The 22,318-nt window shown below is 68.3% G+C and carries 21 protein-coding genes; 9 read left to right on the top strand and 12 right to left on the bottom strand.

Going from position 1 to position 22,318, the window contains the following annotated elements; all coding sequences use genetic code 11:
• Position 1 precedes the first annotated feature (1 nt).
• Positions 2 to 907 carry a dienelactone hydrolase family protein gene (locus tag ACIHA7_RS36265; protein WP_397296036.1) on the bottom strand — a complete coding sequence of 302 codons (906 nt, stop codon included), beginning with the start codon at positions 905 to 907 and terminating at the stop codon, positions 2 to 4.
• A gap of 350 nt (positions 908 to 1,257) precedes the next feature.
• Here ACIHA7_RS36265 and ACIHA7_RS36270 point away from each other — a divergent pair, with 350 nt between their 5' ends.
• Both ACIHA7_RS36270 and ACIHA7_RS36275 read left to right on the top strand, forming a co-directional pair.
• Entirely contained in the window at positions 1,258 to 3,237 is a 1,980-nt protein-coding gene (locus tag ACIHA7_RS36270; protein ID WP_397296037.1) for a CocE/NonD family hydrolase, read from the top strand.
• A gap of 74 nt (positions 3,238 to 3,311) precedes the next feature.
• Complete coding sequence (locus ACIHA7_RS36275) at positions 3,312 to 4,193, top strand: oxidoreductase (RefSeq protein ID WP_397296039.1); 882 nt, start codon at positions 3,312 to 3,314, stop codon at positions 4,191 to 4,193.
• Between the two features lie 21 nt (positions 4,194 to 4,214).
• Here the strand turns inward: ACIHA7_RS36275 and ACIHA7_RS36280 are convergent, their stop codons facing one another.
• A complete protein-coding gene (locus tag ACIHA7_RS36280; protein ID WP_397296040.1) occupies positions 4,215 to 4,811 on the bottom strand; it encodes a TetR/AcrR family transcriptional regulator in 597 nt (198 codons plus the stop codon).
• A gap of 202 nt (positions 4,812 to 5,013) precedes the next feature.
• On the opposite strand from ACIHA7_RS36280, the gene ACIHA7_RS36285 reads away from it, so the two are divergent.
• Both ACIHA7_RS36285 and ACIHA7_RS36290 read left to right on the top strand, forming a co-directional pair.
• On the top strand, positions 5,014 to 6,267 hold the full coding sequence (locus ACIHA7_RS36285) for a YhgE/Pip domain-containing protein (RefSeq protein ID WP_397296042.1): 1,254 nt from the start codon (positions 5,014 to 5,016) through the stop codon (positions 6,265 to 6,267).
• Positions 6,268 to 6,313: 46 nt separating this feature from the next.
• Positions 6,314 to 6,727, top strand: a complete 414-nt coding sequence (locus ACIHA7_RS36290) for a hypothetical protein (protein ID WP_397296044.1) — start codon at positions 6,314 to 6,316, stop codon at positions 6,725 to 6,727.
• 13 nt (positions 6,728 to 6,740) lie between these two features.
• Here ACIHA7_RS36290 and ACIHA7_RS36295 read toward each other — a convergent pair whose 3' ends face one another.
• Entirely contained in the window at positions 6,741 to 7,340 is a 600-nt protein-coding gene (locus tag ACIHA7_RS36295) for a TetR/AcrR family transcriptional regulator (RefSeq protein ID WP_397296046.1), read from the bottom strand.
• 128 nt (positions 7,341 to 7,468) lie between these two features.
• Between ACIHA7_RS36295 and ACIHA7_RS36300 the strand changes: the two genes are divergently transcribed.
• A complete protein-coding gene (locus tag ACIHA7_RS36300) occupies positions 7,469 to 8,179 on the top strand; it encodes an alpha/beta fold hydrolase (RefSeq protein WP_397296047.1) in 711 nt (236 codons plus the stop codon).
• Positions 8,180 to 8,257: 78 nt separating this feature from the next.
• Here the strand turns inward: ACIHA7_RS36300 and ACIHA7_RS36305 are convergent, their stop codons facing one another.
• Both ACIHA7_RS36305 and ACIHA7_RS36310 read right to left on the bottom strand, forming a co-directional pair.
• Complete coding sequence (locus tag ACIHA7_RS36305) at positions 8,258 to 9,124, bottom strand: class I SAM-dependent methyltransferase (RefSeq protein ID WP_397296048.1); 867 nt, start codon at positions 9,122 to 9,124, stop codon at positions 8,258 to 8,260.
• 23 nt (positions 9,125 to 9,147) lie between these two features.
• On the bottom strand, positions 9,148 to 10,068 hold the full coding sequence (locus ACIHA7_RS36310) for an LLM class F420-dependent oxidoreductase (protein ID WP_397296050.1): 921 nt from the start codon (positions 10,066 to 10,068) through the stop codon (positions 9,148 to 9,150).
• An 87-nt stretch (positions 10,069 to 10,155) separates the two neighbouring features.
• On the opposite strand from ACIHA7_RS36310, the gene ACIHA7_RS36315 reads away from it, so the two are divergent.
• Positions 10,156 to 11,043, top strand: coding sequence for a dihydrodipicolinate synthase family protein (locus ACIHA7_RS36315; protein WP_397296052.1), 888 nt, complete (start codon positions 10,156 to 10,158; stop codon positions 11,041 to 11,043).
• A gap of 145 nt (positions 11,044 to 11,188) precedes the next feature.
• Positions 11,189 to 11,662 carry a gluconokinase gene (locus ACIHA7_RS36320; RefSeq protein ID WP_397296339.1) on the top strand — a complete coding sequence of 158 codons (474 nt, stop codon included), beginning with the start codon at positions 11,189 to 11,191 and terminating at the stop codon, positions 11,660 to 11,662.
• 16 nt (positions 11,663 to 11,678) lie between these two features.
• Here ACIHA7_RS36320 and ACIHA7_RS36325 read toward each other — a convergent pair whose 3' ends face one another.
• From ACIHA7_RS36325 to ACIHA7_RS36355, 7 genes are all read right to left on the bottom strand, one after another.
• The gene (locus ACIHA7_RS36325) at positions 11,679 to 12,242 is read right to left on the bottom strand and encodes a DJ-1/PfpI/YhbO family deglycase/protease (protein WP_397296053.1); all 564 of its coding nucleotides are present in this window, start codon (positions 12,240 to 12,242) and stop codon (positions 11,679 to 11,681) included.
• Positions 12,243 to 12,305: 63 nt separating this feature from the next.
• Positions 12,306 to 13,217 (bottom strand): DUF5995 family protein, encoded by a 912-nt coding sequence (locus ACIHA7_RS36330; RefSeq protein ID WP_397296055.1) that lies wholly within the window; start codon positions 13,215 to 13,217, stop codon positions 12,306 to 12,308.
• Positions 13,181 to 13,969 (bottom strand): M50 family metallopeptidase, encoded by a 789-nt coding sequence (locus ACIHA7_RS36335; RefSeq protein WP_397296057.1) that lies wholly within the window; start codon positions 13,967 to 13,969, stop codon positions 13,181 to 13,183. Before ACIHA7_RS36335 ends, ACIHA7_RS36330 begins: the two co-directional genes overlap by 37 nt.
• 38 nt (positions 13,970 to 14,007) lie before the next feature.
• Positions 14,008 to 15,555 (bottom strand): AMP-binding protein, encoded by a 1,548-nt coding sequence (locus ACIHA7_RS36340; protein ID WP_397296059.1) that lies wholly within the window; start codon positions 15,553 to 15,555, stop codon positions 14,008 to 14,010.
• A gap of 46 nt (positions 15,556 to 15,601) precedes the next feature.
• On the bottom strand, positions 15,602 to 17,206 hold the full coding sequence (locus ACIHA7_RS36345) for a serine/threonine-protein kinase (RefSeq protein WP_397296061.1): 1,605 nt from the start codon (positions 17,204 to 17,206) through the stop codon (positions 15,602 to 15,604).
• A 106-nt stretch (positions 17,207 to 17,312) separates the two neighbouring features.
• On the bottom strand, positions 17,313 to 18,206 hold the full coding sequence (locus ACIHA7_RS36350; RefSeq protein WP_397296063.1) for a bile acid:sodium symporter family protein: 894 nt from the start codon (positions 18,204 to 18,206) through the stop codon (positions 17,313 to 17,315).
• 126 nt (positions 18,207 to 18,332) lie between these two features.
• On the bottom strand, positions 18,333 to 19,382 hold the full coding sequence (locus tag ACIHA7_RS36355; protein WP_397296064.1) for a Gfo/Idh/MocA family oxidoreductase: 1,050 nt from the start codon (positions 19,380 to 19,382) through the stop codon (positions 18,333 to 18,335).
• 679 nt (positions 19,383 to 20,061) lie between these two features.
• On the opposite strand from ACIHA7_RS36355, the gene ACIHA7_RS36360 reads away from it, so the two are divergent.
• Entirely contained in the window at positions 20,062 to 21,618 is a 1,557-nt protein-coding gene (locus tag ACIHA7_RS36360) for a mannitol dehydrogenase family protein (RefSeq protein ID WP_397296065.1), read from the top strand.
• On the top strand, positions 21,615 to 22,307 hold the full coding sequence (locus ACIHA7_RS36365) for an HAD family hydrolase (protein WP_397296067.1): 693 nt from the start codon (positions 21,615 to 21,617) through the stop codon (positions 22,305 to 22,307). Before ACIHA7_RS36360 ends, ACIHA7_RS36365 begins: the two co-directional genes overlap by 4 nt.
• Positions 22,308 to 22,318: the final 11 nt, after the last annotated feature.

The raw sequence follows: 22,318 nt of genomic DNA on the forward strand, positions 1-22,318 counted from the left end.
GTCAGTCCAGATGTGTTCCGTACCAATCGAGTACGCGGCGCCAGGCCTCCTCGGCGGCGGCCTGCGCGTAGCGGGGCCCGGTGTCGTTGAAGAACGCATGGTCGGCATTCGGCGCGACCCAGATCTCGTGCGGCGTGCCCGCCCGCTCCAGCGCGGCCGTGGCGGCCGGGCGGGTGGCATCGATGCGCGCATCTTTCGCCGCGTAGACCCCGAGCACAGCGGCTTTCGACGCGGTGAGATCGCCGTTGTCGGGGAAGGGACCGTAGAAGGGGGTGGCAGCCGCGAGGGCGGACGGCCCGGCGGCCAGCAGGAGCCAGACCAGGCCCCCGCCGAAGCAGAACCCGGTAGCGCCGAGTTTCTTGCCAGGCACCCGCCGTCCGAGCTCGTCGAGACCGGCGCGCAGGTCGGCGAGCAGCTGCTGCTGCGGTGTTTTGCTGAGCTCGGCGGTCGCCGCCGCCGGATCGGTGAACGTCGCGGTGCCACCCTGCGCCGAGAGCAGGTCGACGGCGAGCGCCGAGTATCCGGCGCCGGCGAATCGCCCTGCCACCGAACGGATGTGGTCGGTGAGGCCCTTGTTCTCATGGATGACCAATACGCCACCGCGAGGCTCCGGACTCTCCGCCCACGCTCCCTGTAGTTCACGATTGTCCGGGCCGGGGAAGGTAATCGGCGTGGTCGGCCGCGCCGAACCGGACCCTGGCGGTGCGGATGTCGTTGTGGGGGAGGGCGGTTGCGAGGTGACGGCTTGCTCGTTGTCCCCGCTCGAACAGGCGGCGAGCAAGGCGGCCGCCGCGGGAACTCCGACACCGAGTAGGCCGAGGCGGCGCAGCGCCTCCCGGCGATTCAAGAGGCCGTCGGCATGATCGGCGGCGATTTCTTCCGCGATATAGCGCTGCAGCGGCGTCATGCCCACCAAGGTAAGCCCCGCCGTAGCACCCCGCGCGGCTTTGCGCGCAACGGCGCGACTGAGCCGCACGGCACTGTCGGCACGGTGACATTCTTAAACCCAACCGCTTGGTATCTTCGCCTCGAATTCGGGCAAATGCGATATCGCACAACCGGATAGCGGCCGCGCGACAATCCGACAAACCGGCCGGGCCGTACCTCCCGGACATTTGCGAACAGATTGCTATGTTGTGCCTCGGTATTGCGGAGCCCAATCAACAAGCGGCACATCGGTCGAGGAGAAGGATGCTTTCGGGGCAGCAAGTGGCACAACGGTTTGTCCGCGCGGCTCGATTGGCAACGGTGCTATCGATGGTAGTGGTTGGCGGCGGATTTGCGGCGAGCTCGGCTACGGCACACCCCGGCACCAACAGCGAACGCTGGACGGCGCTACACGACGGCCCGCAGCCGTATGCCGACGTGCACATCGACTGGGATGTGCCGATCCGGATGAGCGACGGCGTGGTGCTCAAGGCGAACGTGTACCGCCCGATGGACGCGAACGGCGTGGTGGAACAGCGGCCCCTGCCGACCATCGTGAACCTCACGCCGTACACCAAACTGATCGCGAACCTGGTCGACTCGGCGTTGGTCGCGCCCGGCCTGCAGCCGCTCGTGCTGGACGCGCTGCGCCGGATGAATTTGTCGGGGACGCCGATCAGCGGCTTCGGTGATCTGCTCCATGCGCTCGACGGCGGCACCGTGCAGACCGTACTCGGCCTCGACCGCAAGCTGATTCGCAGCGGCTACACGCTGGTCGTCGCCGACGTGCGCGGCACCGGCTTCTCTCAGGGCGCCTGGGACACCCTCGGCGCCCGCGAACAGCAGGACACCCGCGAGGTGCTCGACTGGGCGGCGGCCCAGCGGTGGTCGAGCGGCAAGGTCGGCATGAGCGGCGGTTCCTACGCCGGGATCAACCAGCTCCGCGCGGCCGAAAACGCCCCGCCCGCACTGAAAGCCATCTTTCCGGTCGAGCCGGGTAGTGACCTGATGCGTGATGTCGTCGCCCCCGGCGGCGGTGTCGGCACCACCTTCCTGCCGCTCTGGTTGAGCAATGTGAACCAGTCGAAGCTGATCCCGAACGTGCGCTCGATGCTCGACGGCACCTTCGACTGGCGATGGTTGAGCGACCGCCTTGCCGAACCGTCCACCAACGTCGACCTGCTGACCCAGGCGCTGCTCACGCCGTCGCTCGACCAGATTCCGCAGACGCTGGCGGCCGCGCTGGACGACGACAGCGACTTCCGGCAGGCCATTCTGGGCCATCCGGAACGAATCACGGTGCCCACCTTCGTCTATGGCGGCTGGCACGACATCTTCGCCAACAGTGCCACCACACTCTTCAACGCGATTCCGTTACCTGCCGAGAAGAAGCGACTGCTGGTCGGCGATACCTATCACGCAAATCCCGGCGCGGGCACCGGCGCGCCCGGCGCCCCCGCGCGACTGGACGTCTTGCAGCGCGTCTGGTTCGACAAGTGGCTCAAGGACATCGATCACGGCATCGACAGGTTCGGCCCGGTGACCGTCTGGGAGCAGGGCGGCGGCTGGGTCACCATGAAACAGTTCCCCCAGACCGATGTGACGCATCGAAGGGTCTACCTGTCCGCGGCGCCCAGCGGCACAGCCGAAAGCGTGCACGACGGATCCCTGTCCGCCACAAAGCCCGACGCACCGCGCACGCTCACCGTCGCACCCGGCCTCACCGCGGTCTGCTCACGCGACACCGCCCAGGGTGCCGCGGGCATCACCGCGGTATTGGACATGTGCGCCAAGGACTCTCGCATCGCCGAACGCAACGCGCTGACCTTCACCAGCGCGCCGGTCACCGAACGGACCACCCTCTCCGGCCCGATCAACGTGCACCTGAACACCGTGCACGACGCGTCCGACGGATACTGGGCGGTCACCGTGAACGACGTTGCCCCGGAGGGGACTTCGACCGTACTGAGCACCGGACAGCTCACTGCGTCGATGCGTGCCGTGGACGAGGCGAAGAGCACCCGCTCACCCAACGGCGACTACACCGCCCCCTACAACCCGATCACCCTCGACACCCTGCTGCCGGTGGTGCCCGGCGAACCCGTCGCCCTCGACATCGCGGTCATCCCGATCCAAGCCGTGCTCCAGCCCGGACATCGACTACGCGTAGACGTCTTCGCCGGAAACTCGCCCAAGGGCCTGCCTTTCCGGCCCATGCTCAACAACACCGAACTCAAACCGCAGTCCCTGCACCTGGATCCGGCTGCGCCGAGCTTCGTGAACCTGCCGACCAACAGGCCACTGGGGTGACGACGGCGGTTAGCCGGAGCTCGTAGTAAATGTAGGCGTTGACTACTTTGTAGGCAACGCCTACATTGGCGAGTATGACCGATACCAGATGGACATCGAGCGATCTACCTTCCTTCGCTGGGCGCCGAGTCGTCGTCACCGGCGCCAACAGCGGGCTCGGCCTGGTGGTCACGCGGGAACTCGCGCGCGTGGGCGCCCATGTCGTGCTGGCCGTGCGCGATGTCGCGCGCGGCCGCAAGGTGGCCGAGCAGATCGCGGGCGACACCGAAGTCCGCGCCCTCGACCTCGCCGACCTGGCCTCGATCCGGCGCTTCGTCGACGAATGGACCGGCGATATCGACGTCCTGGTGAACAACGCGGGCATCATGCTCGTCCCCGAGGGGCGGACGAAGGACGGATTCGAAAGTCAGTTCGGCACAAACCATTTGGGCCACTTCGCGCTGACGAACCTGCTGTTGCCGCATACCACCGACCGCGTGGTCACCGTGTCCTCGCAGGCCCACCGGCGCGGCACCATCGACCTGGACGACCTCAACTGGGAAACCCGGCACTACAGCGCGGCGGGCGCGTATGCCCAGTCAAAACTCGCCAATCTCCTGTTCACCCTCGAACTGCAGCGCCGGCTGACGGCTGCCGGATCGCTCCGCGCGCACAGCGCACACCCCGGTTGGGCCGCGACGAACCTGCAGAGCCACTCGGGCAACCGACTGCTCGGCGGCGTCATGCACCTCGGCAACAAACTGCTGGCCCAGGACGCGGCCACCGGCGCGCTACCCATCCTCTACGCCGCCAGTCAGGATCTGCCGCCTGCGAGTTACGTCGGGCCCGACGGCCTGTTCGAATACCGCGGCCACCCTACCCTGGTCGGGCGGACCGCCGCGGCGAGCGACATCCAAATGGCACGTCGGTTGTGGGAAGTATCCGAGCAGCTGACCAGGGTGCCGTCCACCGTCTGACCCGCAGCGGGCTGCGAGACGTCAGTCGCGAGGTCGCAGCCCGGCCATGAGTTGGGCGATGGTGTCGGTCAGCAGTTCGTCCACATTCTCCGCGCCAAGGAATCCCGAGCCGACGAACGTGGCGAGACCTTGCAGCGCCGCGACGGCGGGTAGGCCGATCCGCATCGGATCACCGGCCGCGACCTCCCCACGCGCCTGCCCTTCGGCAATCGTCGCCATCGGCACCGCGAAAGCCTGAGCCACCGCGGCAGTCATCTCCGCGCCGGAATCGGGACTGTGCTTGCGCGCGAACATCACCGCGAGCAACTCCGGATTCTCGATCGCGAACGACAGATAAGCCCGCGCTATCGCATGCAGCCGCTCCGCGAACGTCCCCGTCCCCGCCGCACCCTGGTAGACCTGCGCGAGCCGCTCGAAGCCGCTCAACGCCAGCGCGTCGAGCAGCGCCTGCTTGTCCCGGAAGTGCCGACTCGGCGCCGCGTGACTGACCCCGGCATCCCGGGCGAGCTGCCGCAACGACAGCCCATCGACCCCGGATTCGCGCAGCGTCACCTCGGCCCGCTGTAGCAGCGTCGCGCGCAGGTCGCCGTGGTGATAAGAGCGCGAACGGAAGCTCATCGGCCGGGGCTCTCTGTCATGGCCCGAAGTGTAGTTGTTGACTACTTTGTAGCCGCCGACAACATGGCCGCATAGCACGGGTTTGCTACATGTTGACGCCGTTCACATGGTCCGTTATGTTGACGGTGTTCGCATCGCTCGGCGGACCGGGCCGGACCTGCCCGCTTCCCGCGAGCGCTGATCGAGGAGAAGTGGGATCACGATGCGTGCCACGGCGTTGTTGCGTAGTCCGAAGATTTGGGTGTTCACCGTGTTCGGTGCGGTGCTGGGTTTGGTGTTGTCGTTGGGTTATCTGGGTGGCGTGCTGGACACCGATGCACCCGCAAGCCGGATCCCGATCGTGTGGGTCGACGCCGATGCTGCGGCCGGGAATGGTTCGGCCGCAGCGGTTCTCACCGAGCAGGTGCGGTCCGGGCCTGCTTCGGCTGCGGCGCAGTGGATCTTCGCCGGTAGCGAGGACGAGGCCCGGCGGTTGCTCTCGCTCGGCGAGGGTTACGCCGCGGTGATCGTTCCGGCGGATTTCAGTGCGCGCCTTGCGGCTTCGACCGATCCGAATCAGCCGTCAGCGCCCGTCACGGTCACGCTGTTGACCAATCCGATCGCGGGCCCCGCGGCGACAGGCACGGCGACAGGGGTGGCCCAGCAGGTGCTGGCACAGCTGTCGCGAGCCACGGGGACCGAACTCGTCGCCAAGCTGCCTGCGGGCGGCGTTGCCGAATCAGGCCCGGCGCGAGTGCTTTTGGCGAATCCGCTCACCGTGGTGACTGTGCCGCTGGCTCCCGCGCCCGCACACACCGCAGGCGGAATGGCGGCCTTCTACTACACATTGGTGCTGATCCTGACCGGATTCCTCATCGCGCAGCTGCTGCACTCCGGCGTCGACGGGGTGCTGGGCTTCACGCCGCGAGAGTTTCTGCACACCCGGGCCACCCACGCCCCGTTGCCGATCGGGCGGGTGCAGACCTTGCTCGCCAAGACCGCGCTGATGTCGGGTTGTGCGGTGGTCGCGGCCTCGGTGATCGAAGCCGTCGCGGTGATCGGGCTCGGCATGCCGACCGTCGCACCACTGGGTTTGTGGGCGTTCTCGGTACTGGCCGTGGCGACGGCCGGCGTGCTGCCGCTGGTGCTGCTCGCGGTGTTCGGTTCGCCGGGAGCACTGCTGGCGACGGTGCTGCTGGTGGTATTCGGGGTGCCGTCCTCGGGCGGCGCCTACCCACCCGAGCTGTTGCCCGCGCCGTTCCGCTGGCTGGGTGAGGTGCTGCCCATGCGCTACATCACCGACGGTGTCCGGGACCTCGTGTTCGACACGCCCGCAACGACATTGACCCGCAGCGTGCTCGCCGTCACGGTGTGGCTGGTGGCCGGACTGGCGGCCGGGATTGCGCTCACCAGCTTCTACGACCGCTCCGGCCGGGCCCGGATCAGTGCCCATGAACGCGGCATGCAAACCGCGTGAATCGCCAATTCCTTTGTAGTGCAACCAGTTCGACAAGGAGCTTTTCATGTCCACTATTCCGCCGCTGACGCTGACCACCATGTGGGGTTCGGTCTCGCGTACCGGCCGCTGGCAGGTCCCGGATTCGATCAGCGTGACCTCGACCATGGGCTCGGTCCTGCTGGACTTCACCGCCGCCGACTGCCCGCATCGGCAGGTTGAGGTCCGGGTGAGCTGCCAGGCGGGCAAGGTGACCCTGATCGTGCCCGCGGACTGGGCGGTCGATGCGAACGAGCTCGCCGCCAACGGTGCCGGAGTCACCGTCGCCGGGGAGCATCGCGGGGACCCCGGCAGGCCGCTGCTGCAGGTGACGGGTCGGGTCGTCTGGGGCGGCGTGCTCATCACCGATCCGCAGGGTGCGCGCAGCCTCGACGAGGGCGAGCTGCGCCGCCGTGAACGTCACCGCGACCGCCGCCACTGACCCGATCGCCGGGCTATCCCATGAGTGCGCGGGTGATGAACTCCTGGGTCCGCATTACGGTCTCCGTCTGCTCGCTTGCGGGCAGCGAAGCCAGCGGGCCGTCGACCAGAAGCGTGGCGATCCCGTGAATAGTCGCCCATACCGGCGTCTCGGCACCGGCCCGCCGCGCCGCAGGCAATACTCCGGCGGCCACCAGCCCATCGAGCGCATCCGACAGCAATCGGAACGACTCCGAGGACACGGCGGTCGGAACCTCGCGGGTAAACGCGGCCCGGAACCACCCCGACTCGGTCTGGGCGAAGCGCACATACCCTCGGCCCAGCGCGTGCAACCGCGCTAGCGCCCGCGCGCCCGCATCGGTCTCGGAAGCCACCGGCTCGGTCGCCATCGCTCGCGTAAGCTCTTGCTGCGCATAGGCTTTCACCGCGAGGATCAGGTCATGGTGGTTCGTGAAGTGCCGATACGCCGAGGTTGCCGAGACGCCAACGCGCCGCGCGGCCTCACGTAACACGATCGCCTCCGGCCCGCCCTCGCGCGCCAGTTCGATCGCCGCCTCCACCAACGCATTCGACAAATCCCCGTGGTGATAACCCTTTCGCGCCGATGCTGCCATGTGCACGCACCCTACCTTCAAATGTTGACAGTGTTCCCATTGATCCTTATGTTAACAACATAAACATCTGTGGCGAGAAGTCCCGCGAATCCCTTCCCCGTTTCATCCCTAGAAGAGGGCTACTTCCCATGCGCAAACCAACCATCGTTCTCGTCCACGGTGCCTTCGCCGATGCCACCAGCAGCTGGAACTCCATCGCCGCCAACCTGATTCGCCGTGGCCACACCGTGCTCGCCGCCGCCAACCCGCTGCGCGGCCTACGCCACGACGCCGACTACCTGCGATCCGTGCTGGACGCTGTCGAGGGCCCGATAGTGCTGGTGGGTCACTCCTACGGTGGGGCGGTCATCACCGAGGCCGCCACCGGTGTCGAGTCGGTCACCGGCTTGGTCTACCTCGCCGCTTTCGCCCCCGACGAGGGAGAGACCGCCGCAGCGCTCGATGAGAAGTTCGGCGGCGCGGCCCAGCACATCACCCAGGCCCGCCCGCTGCCCGGCCCCGACCCGCAAGGCCCGCCCAACATCGAACTCACCATCGACCCGGCGCATTTCCACACCGTCTTCGCACCCGATACCGACCCCGGCACCGCTGCGGTACTCGCCGCGACCCAGCGCCCGCTGGCCTTGGCCGCCATGCTCGAGCCGGCCGGCTCACCCGCCTGGAAGTTCCTGCCGAGCCACTACGCCCTGGCCACCCGCGACCAGATGATTCCCATCGAAGGCCAACGCTTCATGGCCGCCCGCATGAACGCAACCACCATCGAGGTCCCCACCGGTCACGCGGCCATGCTCGGTGCGCCCGAAGCCCTCAGCGAACTCATTGCCGGCGCCGCGGCGTAGTGGACTGCCACCCGAGCCCTTGCCGATTCGCGGCTTCGTCACCTGACCGATGAGCGACCAGGCGCCCTCGCGCACTGCTCAGCTGCGGATGGCGCGGACGATACGGGCGTGCAATAGCTCGGGGTCCGGGCCGAGCTCGGCTCGGCCGACGTAGTCCGCGAGCAGGTCTGGTGCGTTGTGGTCGTCCACCTCGGTGAAGCCTGCGGCACGCAGTTCCGTCGTCATCTCGGCGGCGGTGAAGTAACTCCGCCACGGCTCGCCCAGGGCCGCGACGCGTTCCGCCCTGGCCTCGAGCGCCGCCCGATACTCGGGTGCGGCGGCCGACGGCGGGCAGAGGTAGTCGGCGACCAAGCGCACCGGTGGCGCTTGGTCCCCGAGATAGCGCAGCGTCGCCCGGACGGTGTCGCGGGCCAGATACATCACCACGCCGAGCCAGACGAACACCGCCGGCTCGTCGCGTGCGAAGCCCGCTGCCGCCAAACCGTCGGCGAGCGTGGCGGTTTCGAAGTCGACCGGCGCGAAGGTGAGCGAAGCAGGGGCCTCGATCCCCGCCTGCGCCAACCGTTCGCGCTTCCACGCCTGCGTCGCGGGATGGTCGACCTCGAACACGCGTAGCCCGGCATGCGGGTTGCGGTAGGCGAAGGTGTCCAAGCCGGCTCCGAGGATCACCGCCTGCCGTACCCCATCCGCCGCCGCGTCGGCGATGGTGTCCTCGGCCGAGCGGGACCGCCCCGCCACCCACAGTCGGCGTAGCCGTGGCAGCCCGGCATCAGCACTCGATTCGCCGGGCGCGGCGATTGCCGCCTCGCTCAGTTCCTCGGCACGCACACCGGCGATCGCCGCCGCCAACGGGTCGGTGAGCACCCGCGGCTCGGGTGCGATCTGGTGGTAGGCGCGGGCGTGCGCGGTGGCGAGGGCCGTCCGGCTCGGCTGTCCGGTCTCCATGGGGTGTCCGATTCCCGCCGGGGTCAGAGCTGGGCCTGGACCTGTTCGGCGATCAGTTCGAGATGGTCGAGGTCGGTGAGGTCCAGAATCTGCAGGTAGATCCGCTGGGTGCCGATCTCGGCGTACCGGCCGATCTTGTCGACCACCTCGGCGGGCGAACCGGCCAGCCCGTTGGTCTTCAGTTCGTCCACCTCGCGCCCGATCGCCGCGGCCCGCCGCGCCACCTCGGCATCGTCGGCGCCGACGCAGGCGACGAGCGCGTTCGAGTAGACCAGGTCGTCGGCCCGGCGTCCGCGCGCCTCGGCGGCCGCACGGACGCGGCCGAACTGGGCGGCGCTGTCCTCGAGGGAGGAGAACGGCATGTTGAACTCGGTCGCGTACTGCGCGGCCAACCGCGGCGTGCGAGTCGCGCCGTGGCCGCCGATCAGCACCGGCACGGGATCCTGCACCGGCTTCGGCAGCGCGGGGGAGTTGGTCAGCTGGTAGTGCTCGCCGTCGAAGTCGAACTTGTCACCCGGCTTGGTCGACCACAGGCCGGTGATGATCGCGAGCTGCTCCTCGAATCTGGCGAATTTGTCTGCGGGGAACGGGATTCCGTAGGCGGCGTGTTCCTCGGCGAACCAGCCGCTGCCGAGCCCGAGCTCCACCCGGCCGCCCGACATCTGATCCACCTGGGCCACCTGGATCGCCAGCGGCCCCGGCAGGCGGAAGGTCGCGGCGGTCACCAGCGTGCCCAAGCGGATCCGCTTGGTCTCCCTGGCCAGCCCGGCGAGGGTGATCCAGGCGTCGGTGGGGCCGGGCAGGCCATCCGCGCCGCCCATCGCGGCGTAGTGGTCGGACCGGAAGAACGCGTCGAATCCCAGGTCCTCGGTGGCTTTGGCCACGGTGAGCAACGTGTCGTAGCTCGCACCCTGCTGCGGCTCGGTGAAGATGCGCAAGTCCATGATCACCATGGTGCCCGAGGACGTTTCCATCCGGTACGGCCGGGGGCGGTGGGGCGATGATGAGGGCGAGGATTGGAGAGAGTGTCGATGAGCGAGTCTGTTTCGGGAATCGTGGCGTATCCGGTGACGCCGTTCAGTGCGGACAGCGGCAAGGTCGATGAGCCAGTGCTGCGGGCGCTGGTGGATCGCCTGGTCGAGGCGGGAGTGGATGCCGTTGCGCCGCTGGGCAGTACGGGGGAGAGCGCCTACCTCGACGACCAGGAGTGGGCGGCGGTCGCATCGATCTGTGTGGAGCAGGTCGACGGGCGGGTGCCGACGGTGGTCGGGGTGTCGGAGTTGACCACGGCGGGAACGATCGCCCGCGCCCGGCTCGCCGAACGGCTGGGCGCCACGGCGCTGATGATGTTGCCGGTCGCGTACTGGCGGTTGACCGACAACGAACTGCGCAGGCACTTCACCGCGGTAGCCGATGCGGTGGCGCTGCCGGTCATGGCGTACAACAATCCCGGCACCAGCGGCATCGACATGTCGCCGGAGTTCCTGGTGGATCTCGTTGCGGGCGTGGACAACATCACGATGATCAAGGAGTCCAGCGGTGACATCGCGCGGATGCGCCGGATCGCGGAACTCGGTGGGGCGAGCGTGCCGTTCTTCAACGGCAGTAACCGGCTCGCGCTGCAGGCGTTCGGCGCCGGTGCGGCGGGATGGTGCACGGCGGCAGCATGTTTGGTGCCCGAGCAGATCACCGAGGTGTGGCGGTTGTTGCGGGCTGGCGAAACGGATTCGGCAGCAAAGCTTTTCGATCGGCTCGAGCCGTTGCTCACCGCATTGACCCGCGACGGACTACCGAGAACCGTCAAAGCGGGGCTGCGTTCGCTGGGCATCGACGCAGGCGACCCGAGACCGCCGCTGCTGCCGGTGGATGACGACACCCGCCGCACGATCGCCGAACTGATCGCCGCGGCAACGCGATGATGCCTCGCTGAAGCTCTATCAGTACCGACGTGCCCGACCAGACCGGTCACGCCCACGCTAATGTCGGTTCGGACATGGCGTACCACGGTGCGCAACTAGCAAAGGAGCCGATGTGCCGGAGCGAGACCTGCCTCTCGTCGTGGTGATGGGGGTGTCGGGATCCGGCAAGTCGACGGTCGGCCGCGCGGTGGCCGCCGAACTGGGCGTCGAGTACGCCGAGGGCGACGACTTCCATCCCGAGGCGAACGTCGCGAAGATGGCGGCCGGCATCCCACTGGACGACGCCGACCGGTGGCCCTGGCTGGACGCGGTCGCCGCGTGGCTGGCCGAACGCGGCGACCGAGGCGGCGTCATCAGCTGCTCGGCACTCAAACGCGTCTACCGTGACCGGCTGCGCGCGGCCGCACCCACCGCGTTCTTCCTGCATCTGGCCGCGCCCCGCGAGGAACTCGCGCGCCGAATGGCCGACCGCACCGGACATTTCATGCCGTCGAGCCTGCTCGACTCCCAGCTCGCCGCCCTCGAGCCGCTGGCCGACGACGAGCGCGGCAGCACGGTCGACGCGACCGAGGATCCGGCCGAGCTGGCCCGCGAAACGTCGGCGGCGCTGGGCGGGTGACGCCGCGACCCGCGCGCTACGCCTTCGCCGTCAACTCCTGGGCAATCGCCCCGCAGAAGTCGGGGAGGTCGTCGGGGTTGCGCGAGGTGATCAACGCCCAACCGTTCTCCGCCGAACGCACCACCGGTTGATCGACCCACCGTCCACCGGCGTTGTTCACATCCGTGCGCAGCGAGAAGTACGAGGTCATCGTCTTGTCCGGCGTGAGCTCGGCCTCGACGAGCAACCACGGCCCGTGACAGATTGCGGCGATCGGCTTGCCCGCGGCCGCGAACCCCTTGGCCAGTTCGACCGCGCGGTCTTCGGCACGTAACTTGTCGGCGTTGACCGTGCCGCCGGGCACCACCAGCACGTCGTAGTCATCGACCTCGACGTCGTCGAACGCCGAGTCCGGCTGCACGGTGACGTCTTTCTCGGTGTCGTGCTCGAACGTCTGCACCTGCTCGTTCTTGGGCGCGGCATGCACGACGGTGGCACCCTTTTCTTTCAGCTCCCGCTGCGGTACCAGCAGCTCATCGCGCTCTACACCCGTGTTCGACGTGATGATCAGTACGCGCGTCCCATTCAATTCGTCCGACATGCCGACTACTCCTTTCATTCGTCCCAGGAGTAGGCGTGCCGCGAAAACGCGAAGCTAAACCCGCTAGAGCCCACCGACTCGAGCGAGCACCTCGAAGGCCACGTCGGCGCTGCGCCACAGCGCGTCGATCTCGACGCGCGCCGCGGTCGCGAGAACGGGGTCGGCCAAGGCGAGTCCGTTCCCGAAGATCACCACGTTGGCACTCGCATCGGCCAGTCGCAGCAGCTGCGGCGTGGCCACACCCGCGCCGAATACCTGGTCGAGCCCTTCACCGACGAAGTAGAACCGCCACAGCGGTCCGAGATCGCCGTGATAGATCTCCTTGGTCGATTCGATGATCAACGAGCCCTGCTGCGCGATCGAGTCGACGAGCTTGAAGTAGTCGGGCGCGTTCGCGGGCGTGCTGCCGACCGCAGCCACCGTGTAGGAGAGGTCGACGGAGAGGTGCGCGTTGTACCCGGCCATCGCCACCCGCGCGGGGGACAGGTCGCAGCGGCGAGCGAGGCTGAAGTAGTGGGACCACTGCGGATCAGCGGGCGCGCCGGTGAATTCGGCATGCACGTTGCGCAGGAACCGCGACAGCAGATCGAGGCTGATCCGGTGCGCCCATTCGGGATCGGCGAAGGCGGTCGGATCGCGCTGCAACGGCATGACCGCAGCCTGTTCCACCGCATCGAGTCCCAGCGCGAAGACGCCCCGCAGATCGCGGTGCCGAACGAGGATCTCGGTGAGCTGCCGATGCTGTTCGACGGCCTGTTCCAGCTGCCCCAACGACGAACCGGTGAGCGAACTGGTATCGGAAAGGTCGACGATCGAGGAGCTTTCGGCAGGCGACAACGGAGTGCCGCACGCTGTGTCGACCGCGGTGGCCTGGCCCGCGCCGAACAGAGTTGCGCAGCCGAGCAGCAACGCGGCTACCACCGCAATCCGGAAACCGGTCACGTGCAGGTCCCGCCCGAGAGACTCGGCAGACACACCCCGGAGATATCGGAGATCAGCAGCCCCGCGCCGATGAGCAACGAACCCACCGCGACCACACCGAACAGCCCGACCCACAGCAGGCCGGGCAGGTGGGTGAGCCGGGCGAGCTGGTCGGCGTCGGAGGCCACGTCCTGCTGGTAGCGGCTGCGCAGCTGCCGAGAGCGTCCGCGCTGCAGTTCGAGCACCGGGCGCGCGCCTGCGAGCAGCAGGAACCAGGCGCCGAGGTAGGCGAAGCCCGCCTGGAGCGTGTCGGTGCCGAACCAGGACACGGCGAACACGGTCGCGCCGACCGCGAACACGGTCAGCATGCCGTAGATATTGCGCGTCATGATCAACACCCCGGCCAGCAGCGCGATGGCGGTCCAGAGCATCAGCGTGATCCGGCTCGCGCCGAGCAGCGCGGCGAACCCGAGTCCGAGCAGCGGCGGCGCGGGGTAGCCCGCCATCGTCGTGAGAATCATGCCGAGCCCGTAGGGTTTTCCGCTCGACACGGTGAGACCCGAAGTGTCCGAATGCAGTCGGATGCTGTTGAGCCTGCGCCCGGTGAGCAACGCGACCAGCGCGTGCCCGCCCTCGTGCGCGATGGTCACGATATTGCGGGTGAACCGCCACAGCGGGGTGTATCCGACCAGTACGAGCGCCACCACCCCGGCGCCTGCCACCAACCACCACGGCGGCTGGGTCTGGGTTGTCGTCAGGCGGTCGACGATGGAGGTGCCACGCTCGACCCATTCGGCTCTGTCCACCGCCGCACTCTAACGGTTACCGGCGCACCGGGCGCGCCTCAACCAGCGGCCGACATCTCGGCCTGGAGCCGGCGCTTGGAGATCTTCCCGGCATCGTCGCGGGGGAGCTCGGCCACGATCCGCAGCACCGTCGGCACCTTGTAGGAGGCGAGCTGCCCGACAAGCGCGGCGCGGATGCCTTCCTCGGTGAGCTCCGCACCGGGACGCGGAACGACTTGCGCGGCAACGGCTTCGCCGAGATCACCCGCGTGCGGGATGCCGAACACCGCGACATCCTCGACGCCGTCGAGCGCCATGATCGCGTTCTCGATCTCGGCGGGGTAGATGTTCACCCCACCGGAGATGATGAGCTCGCTGGACCGCCCGGTGAGATAGAGGAACCCCTCGTCGTCCAGGTAGCCGCGGTCGCCGACGGCGAGGAAACCCGGTACCGGACTCGCCGATTCGTCGGTGTCGTGGAGGTAGCGGAACCGCGGCCAGTAATCGGCGCCGCGCACGAACACCTGACCGGTCTCGCCCGTGGGCAGCGGCGCCCCCGTGTCGTCGACGACCACCACCGCCGCGCCGTCGGCCGGACGGCCGACGCTACCGGGGTGCGCGAGCCACTCCTCGGCGGAGATCCAGGTAATCGTGCCCGCCTCGGCGCAGCCGTAGTACTCGATCAGCGCCTCCCCGAACCAGTCGATCGCGGCCCGTTTCACCGCCGGCGGGCACGGCGCCGACGAATGGATGATGTGCGTGAGGCTGGATACGTCGTAGCGGTTGCGCACGTCCTCGGGCAGCGACAACAGCCGGGACAGCATGGTCGGCACGACCTTGGCCTGATTGATGCGGCGCTCGTCGACCAGCCGCAGAAACTGTTCGGCATCCCAGCGCGTCATGATGGTGAGGTTGGTGCCCACCCGCATCGCCAGCGTCGCGATCCCGTTCGGGCTGGCGTGATACAGCGGTCCGGGGATCACCGCTTGCCCGCCTGGTGTGAGCCCGAGCCGCTTGGCCGCGCTGCCCGCGATTGTCAACCACTGGTGCGGCGTCATCCGTTCGCGCAGTACGCCTTTGGGGCGTCCGGTGGTGCCGGACGTGTAGATCAATCCGGTGGAATCGTCGCGTGTGCCCTCGATGCGGCCCAGCGGCTCGGGGTGGCTGTCGATCCACTGCTCCAGGGTCGGATGCCTGCCGGTCGGCTCGGCCAGTGCCGCGTCGAGGCCGGCCTCGGCGAGCAGCTCGCGCGGCATCGCGATCTCGACGATGGCCGTATCCTCCTGCGGCACAGCACGTTCCATGATGTCGATGAACTCGGTGTGCGCGACTACCAGGCAGGCGTTGCTGTCGCCGAGCACGTGCGCGACCTCGGGCACCTGCCAGCGCGTATTGATCGGCACCGCGTTCGCTCCGCACGCCGCGACGGCCAACGACACCTCGAGAAACTCGATGTCGTTGCGGACCATGATCGCCACGCGGTTCCCTGGCCGCACGCCCGCCTCGGCGAGTGCGGCCGCCAGCCGTCCCGCGCGCTGGTGCGCCTCGGCCTGGGACCGAACGCGTCCCGCACAGGTGATGGTCGGGGTCGATGAGACATCATCCATGTTTCGCAGTCTGCCACTCCGTCAGCAACCTCGTAGCACAAGCGGGTCACGAGGTTTTGGTGAGGGTTCCCGTCATGTCGCCGAGTACCCCGTGAGTGGTGTAGGACAACGTGCCGTCGGGCTGGAGCCGGACGGTGGTTGTCGCCCCTTCGTCGTTGCAGCCGCCGCCGTCCTCGGTGAGCCTGGCGGTCAGCGTGAGGGTGTCCGGCGACGCGTCCGTGAGTGTCTCGGCTCGGCCACATTTCAGGCCGACGACATTTCCGGTGTTGGCGGAGCTGCCGATCTCGGTGCCGAGCGCTCCCTCGTTGAGCGTCAGGACGATGTCGTAGCTACCGAGTTTGTCCTCGACGACGCCCTTCCATTCGCCGAGGAACGCGTCCGGGACGTCGGCGGCGGGAGTGCCTGGGGAGTCGGTGGATTGGGTGGCGGACCCACCGGGGCCGCGGGCGATCTGTTTGGTGATCACGAAGGCGGCGACGGCGACGACGAGGCACAGGGCGAGCGCGGCGGCGATCAGTGCGGCGCGACGCTTGGGGCGTGGTGCGGGGCGGACCGAGGGCTGCCGCGCGTCCGGCGGACCCGCTGCGCCTGGCGGCTCGGCGGCATCCTGCCGCCACGTGCGCGGGGCGAGTTCCACCTGCCCGAACCCGGGAAGACTCGTGGCGGCCCGCACATTCGGGTCTAGAAAGGCCTGGGCCACCGTGTCGGCGGCGCGCGCCGAATCCACGTCCGTCTTGCCGAGCGTCTCGGGCACATCGAACGGCCCGGAGTCCAGATCAAGCAATTGCACTGCGCGCCTGCTGACCTCCTCCAGCGCCGGACCGGGCAACCAACCGCCACGGCCGGGAACGCCGAGGGCGTGCAGGTCGGCGATGATCCGCTCCGGGGTCGGCCGAGCGGCGGGGTCCTTGGCGAGGCAGGCCTGGATCAGCGGCCGCACCCGGCCGGGTACCCCGTCGAGCTCGGGCTCCTCGTACACCACCCGCCACAGCATCTGCACCATCTCGCCGACCCCGAACGGCCCGTGCCCGGTGGCCGCGAACACCAGCACGCCGCCGAGCGCGAACACATCGCTCGCCGGACCGACCGGGCTACCGGTCACCTGTTCCGGGCACATGAATCCCGGTGAGCCGATGACCTTTCCGGTGGTGGTGAGCTGGCTGTCCTCGATCGCCCGCGCGATGCCGAAGTCGATCACCTTCGGCCCGTCGAGGGCGAGCAGCACGTTGGACGGTTTGAGGTCGCGGTGCACCAGCCCCGCCGCGTGCACGGCGACCAAGGCCTCGGCCAGCCCGTGCGCGAGCACCAGCAGTGCGCTCTCGGTGAACGGCCCGTACTCCTCGACCGCCTCGGTCAGCGAGAAACCCGCCACGTAGCCCGTCGCGAGCCACGGCGGGTTCGCATCGACGTCGGCGTCGAGCACCTGCGCGGTGAACCGCCCGCCGACCCGGCGCGCCGCGGCCACCTCACGGCGGAAGCGCACCCGAAACTCGTTGTCGCCGATCAGGTCCGGCCGGATCACCTTGACCGCGACGGTCCGCCCTCCGGCATTGCGCCCGAGATACACCCGGCCCATGCCGCCCGCGCCGAGCACGCCGGGTAGCCGGTAGTCGCCGATCCGAGTGGGATCGTCTGCGCCGAGCGGTCGCATCGCGATGCGGCTCCCTTCGAATGTCGAACATCGAAAGGTTACCTACCGCTTGCCGCGCTGTCTGGTTCAGTTGCCCGATTTCGCCGGGCCCGCGTCGCCGTGTCGGCTACGTGGCCGTCGCGCTGGACAGCGGCGCCGAACGCTCGTGCCGCACATACCTGGCCAGCAGGAAGGCCGCGATCGCGGCGGGGATGTTCATGAGCACGCCGTACACCGCGCCAGGCACCGCCATCGCACCGTTGTGCAGCACCGAACTCGCGATGGCGATGGCGATGGCACCGTTGTGGATGCCGATCTCCATGGCCGAGGCGATCGCCTGATCAGCATCGACCCCGAACAGCCTCGGCACGAAATACCCGACGGCGAGGCTTATCACGGCGAACAGCAGGCTCAGCGAAGCGAGCTTGCCGATGTTCTCGGTGAGTGTGCTGAAGTTCTTCGCCACGGCGGCGAGCACGACCAGCGCGAGCACCACGATCGAGAGGAACTTGACGTTTCCGCGCATCCGCTCGGCCCACGCGGTGAACCGGCGGTGCACCCACATGCCGATCGCCACCGGCACCAGCACGATCGCGAACACCTGCGCGAACTTGTCCGGCCGCAGCCCGAACGACCCGTCGCCGTCCATGAAGCGGCTGAACGCGAAGGCGACGATCAGCGGCATGGTGAACACCGCGAGCACCGAATTGATCGCGGTGAGCGTGATGTTCAGCGCCACGTTGCCGCCCGCGATGTGGCTGAACAGGTTGGCCGACGGGCCGCCCGGCGACGCGGCGAGCAGCAGCATGCCCACGGCGAGCGCCCCTTCGAGGCGGAACAGATAGATCAGCCCGAGGCAGACCGCGGGCAGCAGCACCATCTGACAGAGCAGCGCGATCACCGCCGCTTTCGGATAGCGCAGTACCCTGGCGAAATCGTCGACGGCCAAGGTCAAGCCGAGCCCGAACATCACCAAGGCCAGGGCCAGCGGCAGGAACACCGCGAAAATCGTTGAACCCATGGGGATCTCCTCCTCAGCCGAGCGGCCGGCTCACACGCAGCCGGCACCGAGTGACGACGTTATCGATCCGTGCGGCGCGTCGCCAGTCCAAATACTGAGGGGTCGAGCCTTAGGGTTGCCGCCGATTCACGCTGTGACAACCTCGCCGTCGGCGGCGGAACGGCGCGCGGATTCCAGCACGCGCAGGGTGGCCACGGCATCGCGCGGGTCGACGGGAACGGGCCCGCCGTCGAGCAGAGCGGCGGCCAGTGCGGCGTAGAAGGCCGGGTAGTCGCCCGCGATGGTGGGCACCGGTTCTACGGCGGGCTCGGCACCGAAGACGCCCCAGTGCTCGGATTCGACTGTGCCCCAAGGCTTGCCATCGTCCGGGCGTCGACCGGCGCGCAGCGCACTCTCCTGCGGATCCAAGCCGTAGCTGACGTAGCCCGCCTGCGAGCCGAGCACCCGGAACCGCGGACCCAGCTGCGGCGCAACGGCACTCATCCAGAGGTGAGATCGCACGCCCGAGCCGTGCGTCAATGCGAGAAAGGCGTCGTCGTCGGTCTGCACGCCCGCACGTCGCTGATCCAGCTCGCAGTACACCGATCGCACCGGACCGAACAGGGTCAACGCCTGATCGATCAGATGACTGCCGAGATCGAAGAGCAACCCCGCGCCGTCGGCGGCGTCGCCCACCTCCCGCCAGCCGCCCTTCGGCACCGGACGCCAGCGTTCGAAGCGGGACTCGAAGCGGCGCACCTGCCCGAGCCGTCCCGCCTCGGCGAGGGCGCGCACGGTCAGGAAGTCACCGTCCCAGCGACGATTCTGAAAGACGGTCAGGGCAAGCCCGGCTTGCTCGGCCCGCTCGACCAGATCCTCGGCCTCGGCGACCGACACCGCGAACGGCTTGTCCACCACGACCGGCAGGCCCGCCTCCAGCGCCTGCCCGGCCAGCGGAGCATGCGTGCGGTTGGGCGTGGCAATGACCACGAGATCTATCCCGGTGAGATCCGCGAACAGCTCGTCGGCGGTGGCGACCACCCGCACGCCGGGGTGTTCCCGTTCGGCCTGCGCCTTCCGCTCGGCCGACGAGGTGACCACCACCGCCACCCGCATCCGGGGGTCGGCGGCGATCAGCGGCGCGTGGAAGACCGACCCGGCCAACCCGTACCCGAGAACAGCGACCTGGAGCGTCATGCCTCGACGCTAGCGGATCGTCCCAGGAATTCCGGCCATGCCCCGGGCGGGCGTCGCTGACTGTCGTGCGGGGCCGTGACTGTCGTGCGCGGCCGCGCGAATCCGTCATGGCAGGGATGGCCGATGCCGTGATGACGGCCGACTGGGATGGACGTCGGGTGGCCGCTGCCTCACTACGGCCCGTCGGCAACTGCGAAGCAACCTTAGTCTTGCTTACGACCTCGCCTGCCGAACCGCCCGACGAGGCGGCAGAGACGCAGATCCTTCCATTCGGAAATAGGTCCGCCGCAGCACATCTCGGGGTCGCACCGATCCGTGGCGGCGGTGTTTACGCCGTATTCTCCGCGCGGATTTCGGCAATTACTCAGCAAATCTGTGAGCAATCTTAAAACGTTTCCTAACGGTCGAAACGGAAATAACTCTGCGTGACAGAGGTCACGAATAGGCATTCCGGCGATGCGCCTTCCCGCTAGTTGCCGCCAATTCATGGGCCCTGAGGTGGAGCTTTACGGAATATTTGCAATACATCCAGTGACCTGCTGCAACGTGCCTTCAGTTGCTCGATCTGAGGTTTGCTGTCGAAATACTGGGCAACCTCACCTACGTTTGAAATGTCGCTTAGTCAATGCTGATAAGGCGTTCTATATCGCCCCTTCTGTAGACCCAACGGAGGCCGCACATGCGTGTGCCGCTGATTACGGCGAAGAAAACTCGGACAGAATTGACGTCCCGGATACCGGGCAAGGTGGTGCCGCGCCTGTCCACCGACATGCTCACCCGTCTTCCCGTCTCGGTCGCCAGGCCGGACTTTGCCCCGCGCAGCCTGACCACCGGGATCCTGCACCTCGGCTGCGGCTCGTTCCACCGCGCGCACCAGGCCCTGGCCACCCAGCACGCGATGAACCAGACCGGCGATCCGCGCTGGGGCATCACCGCCGTCGCGATCAACCGCCCGACGGTGGTCGACGCGCTGCGGGCGCAGGACCACCTGTACACCACGCTGCTGCACGAAGACGGCGCGGCGCGGGTGGAGGTGGTCGGCTCGATCACCGAGGCGGTGCACGCCCCGACCGACCTGATCGGCGTGCCGCAGCGCATCGCCGACCCGCGGGTCAAGATCGTCACGCTCACCGTCACCGCGAGCGGCTACTGCGTCTCGCCGGTCACCGGCCGGTTGGAGGTGGACTGCCCGGGCGTCCGCCACGATGTCCGGTTCCCGACCAAGCCGATCACGCCGATCGGCATGCTCGCGCAGGGTCTCGAGCTGGTCCGTCGGCGGGGCAGTACCCCACCGGTGATCATCAGCTGCGACAACCTGTGCGCGAACGGCAGCACCCTGCGCCGCGCCGTCATCGATTTCGCGCTGCTGCGCGACGATCATCTCGCCGAGTGGATCGCCAGGCACGTGCAGTTCCCGAACAGCGTGGTCGACCGCATCGTGCAGCCGACCGCGCCCACCGACGCCGCGGTGGCCCGCAACTGGCTCGGCGGCATCGAGGACCTCGCGCCGGTATCGGCCGAGCCGTTCATGACCTGGACGATCGAGGATTTCGACGGCGAGCGCCCGCAGTGGGAACTAGGCGGCGCCCAATTCGTCGCCAACGTCAAGGATTACGAGCTGGCCAAGCTACGGCTGCTCAACGGCACGCACATGCTGCTCGCCTACCTCGGCGGCGTCGCGGGCCACCGCACCATCGCCGAGGCGACCGCCGATCCGGCGCTCGCGGCGCTGGCGCGGCAGTTCATGCTGGACGAACAGGGGCCGACGCTGGCCCTGTCGACGCCCGAATTGCGTAGGACCGTAGACGATTTGATGCGTCGCTTCCGCAATCCGGCCATTGCCCAGGACATGACGAGGATCGGCCGCAACGGTTCGGACAAAATGATGCCGAGGGTCGTCGACGCCCTGCGCGACAACATCGCCGCAGGCAGACCCACCCCCGGTGCGACCCTGCTGATCGCGGCGTGGATACGGTGGTTCACCGCCAGCCACGCCCCCGGCGCGGTGATGGAGCTGATCGACCCGAGGGAAGACTCGCTCGCGGTGCTGGTCGACGCCGATCCGCACCGCTGTGCGCAGGCGTTCTTGCAGCGCACCGATATTTTCGGCACGCTACCGGAACTGGAGAACGTGCAACGGCAGGTCGGTGACGCCCTGGCCGAGATAACGCGCGACGGTGTCGAGGCCACGGTCCGGCGCCGGTTGGCGCCGCAGTCGGAAGGGAGCAACGGGTGAACGCCGAAAGCCCGGTTCGCGCAGTAGTTTTCGATATGGACGGGTTGCTCATCGACTCGGAGAGCCTGGCGATGGAGTCGCTGGTCAGCGCGGGCGCCGAGCTCGGTTACGAGATGGCACCCGAGTTCTGTCGCAGCATGATCGGCGTGCCCGCCGACCGCTGCCGCACGCTCGCCGCGGCCGCCTACGGGCGGGGATTCCCGCTGGAGGAGTACTTCGACCTGCACGAGGTCCATCTGCGCAGGCTCGTCGACGGCGGCAGGCTGACCACCAAGCCCGGCGCGGTGGCGCTGCTCGACGCGTTGGACGCCCAAGGCGTGCCCAAGGCGATCGCGACGTCGTCGTCGCGGGAGCGCGCCGACCACCACCTGCAGCTGGCCGGCATCGCGGACCGGTTCGAGGTGGTGGTGACCCGGCAGGACGTGACCAAGGGCAAGCCCGACCCCGAGCCCTACCTCAAGGCGATGGCGGCCCTCGGTGGCGAGGTGGAAACGACACTCGCACTGGAGGATTCGACCAACGGCCTCCGCGCCGCCTGCGCCGCGGGCCTGCGCTGCATCGTCGTCCCCGACCTGGTGCAGCCGACCGAGGAGTCCCGCAGGCTCGCGCACCGGCTGTACCCGGATCTGCATCAGGTCATCGAATACCTCGCGGTCGCCAACGCGGCCTCGACGGCGTCGACCGCATAGAGACCGCCTGC

Origin of the sequence: Nocardia sp. NPDC052316 (assembly GCF_044547795.1) — a bacterium.
Classification (GTDB): Bacteria; Actinomycetota; Actinomycetes; order Mycobacteriales; family Mycobacteriaceae; genus Nocardia.

Excerpts from the sequence above, each read along its gene's own strand:
- ACIHA7_RS36300 (WP_397296047.1), top strand. The coding sequence starts at position 7,469 with ATGCGCAAACCAACCATCGTTCTCGTCCACGGTGCCTTCGCCGATGCC.
- ACIHA7_RS36355 (WP_397296064.1), bottom strand. The coding sequence starts at position 19,382 with ATGACGCTCCAGGTCGCTGTTCTCGGGTACGGGTTGGCCGGGTCGGTC.
- ACIHA7_RS36350 (WP_397296063.1), bottom strand. The coding sequence starts at position 18,206 with ATGGGTTCAACGATTTTCGCGGTGTTCCTGCCGCTGGCCCTGGCCTTG.
- ACIHA7_RS36340 (WP_397296059.1), bottom strand. The coding sequence starts at position 15,555 with ATGGATGATGTCTCATCGACCCCGACCATCACCTGTGCGGGACGCGTT.
- ACIHA7_RS36345 (WP_397296061.1), bottom strand. The coding sequence starts at position 17,206 with ATGCGACCGCTCGGCGCAGACGATCCCACTCGGATCGGCGACTACCGG.
- ACIHA7_RS36265 (WP_397296036.1), bottom strand. The coding sequence starts at position 907 with ATGACGCCGCTGCAGCGCTATATCGCGGAAGAAATCGCCGCCGATCAT.
- ACIHA7_RS36290 (WP_397296044.1), top strand. The coding sequence starts at position 6,314 with ATGTCCACTATTCCGCCGCTGACGCTGACCACCATGTGGGGTTCGGTC.
- ACIHA7_RS36270 (WP_397296037.1), top strand. The coding sequence starts at position 1,258 with ATGGTAGTGGTTGGCGGCGGATTTGCGGCGAGCTCGGCTACGGCACAC.
- ACIHA7_RS36285 (WP_397296042.1), top strand. The coding sequence starts at position 5,014 with ATGCGTGCCACGGCGTTGTTGCGTAGTCCGAAGATTTGGGTGTTCACC.
- ACIHA7_RS36280 (WP_397296040.1), bottom strand. The coding sequence starts at position 4,811 with ATGAGCTTCCGTTCGCGCTCTTATCACCACGGCGACCTGCGCGCGACG.
- ACIHA7_RS36315 (WP_397296052.1), top strand. The coding sequence starts at position 10,156 with ATGAGCGAGTCTGTTTCGGGAATCGTGGCGTATCCGGTGACGCCGTTC.
- ACIHA7_RS36325 (WP_397296053.1), bottom strand. The coding sequence starts at position 12,242 with ATGTCGGACGAATTGAATGGGACGCGCGTACTGATCATCACGTCGAAC.
- ACIHA7_RS36320 (WP_397296339.1), top strand. The coding sequence starts at position 11,189 with ATGGGGGTGTCGGGATCCGGCAAGTCGACGGTCGGCCGCGCGGTGGCC.
- ACIHA7_RS36305 (WP_397296048.1), bottom strand. The coding sequence starts at position 9,124 with ATGGAGACCGGACAGCCGAGCCGGACGGCCCTCGCCACCGCGCACGCC.
- ACIHA7_RS36360 (WP_397296065.1), top strand. The coding sequence starts at position 20,062 with ATGCGTGTGCCGCTGATTACGGCGAAGAAAACTCGGACAGAATTGACG.
- ACIHA7_RS36295 (WP_397296046.1), bottom strand. The coding sequence starts at position 7,340 with ATGGCAGCATCGGCGCGAAAGGGTTATCACCACGGGGATTTGTCGAAT.
- ACIHA7_RS36275 (WP_397296039.1), top strand. The coding sequence starts at position 3,312 with ATGACCGATACCAGATGGACATCGAGCGATCTACCTTCCTTCGCTGGG.
- ACIHA7_RS36310 (WP_397296050.1), bottom strand. The coding sequence starts at position 10,068 with ATGGACTTGCGCATCTTCACCGAGCCGCAGCAGGGTGCGAGCTACGAC.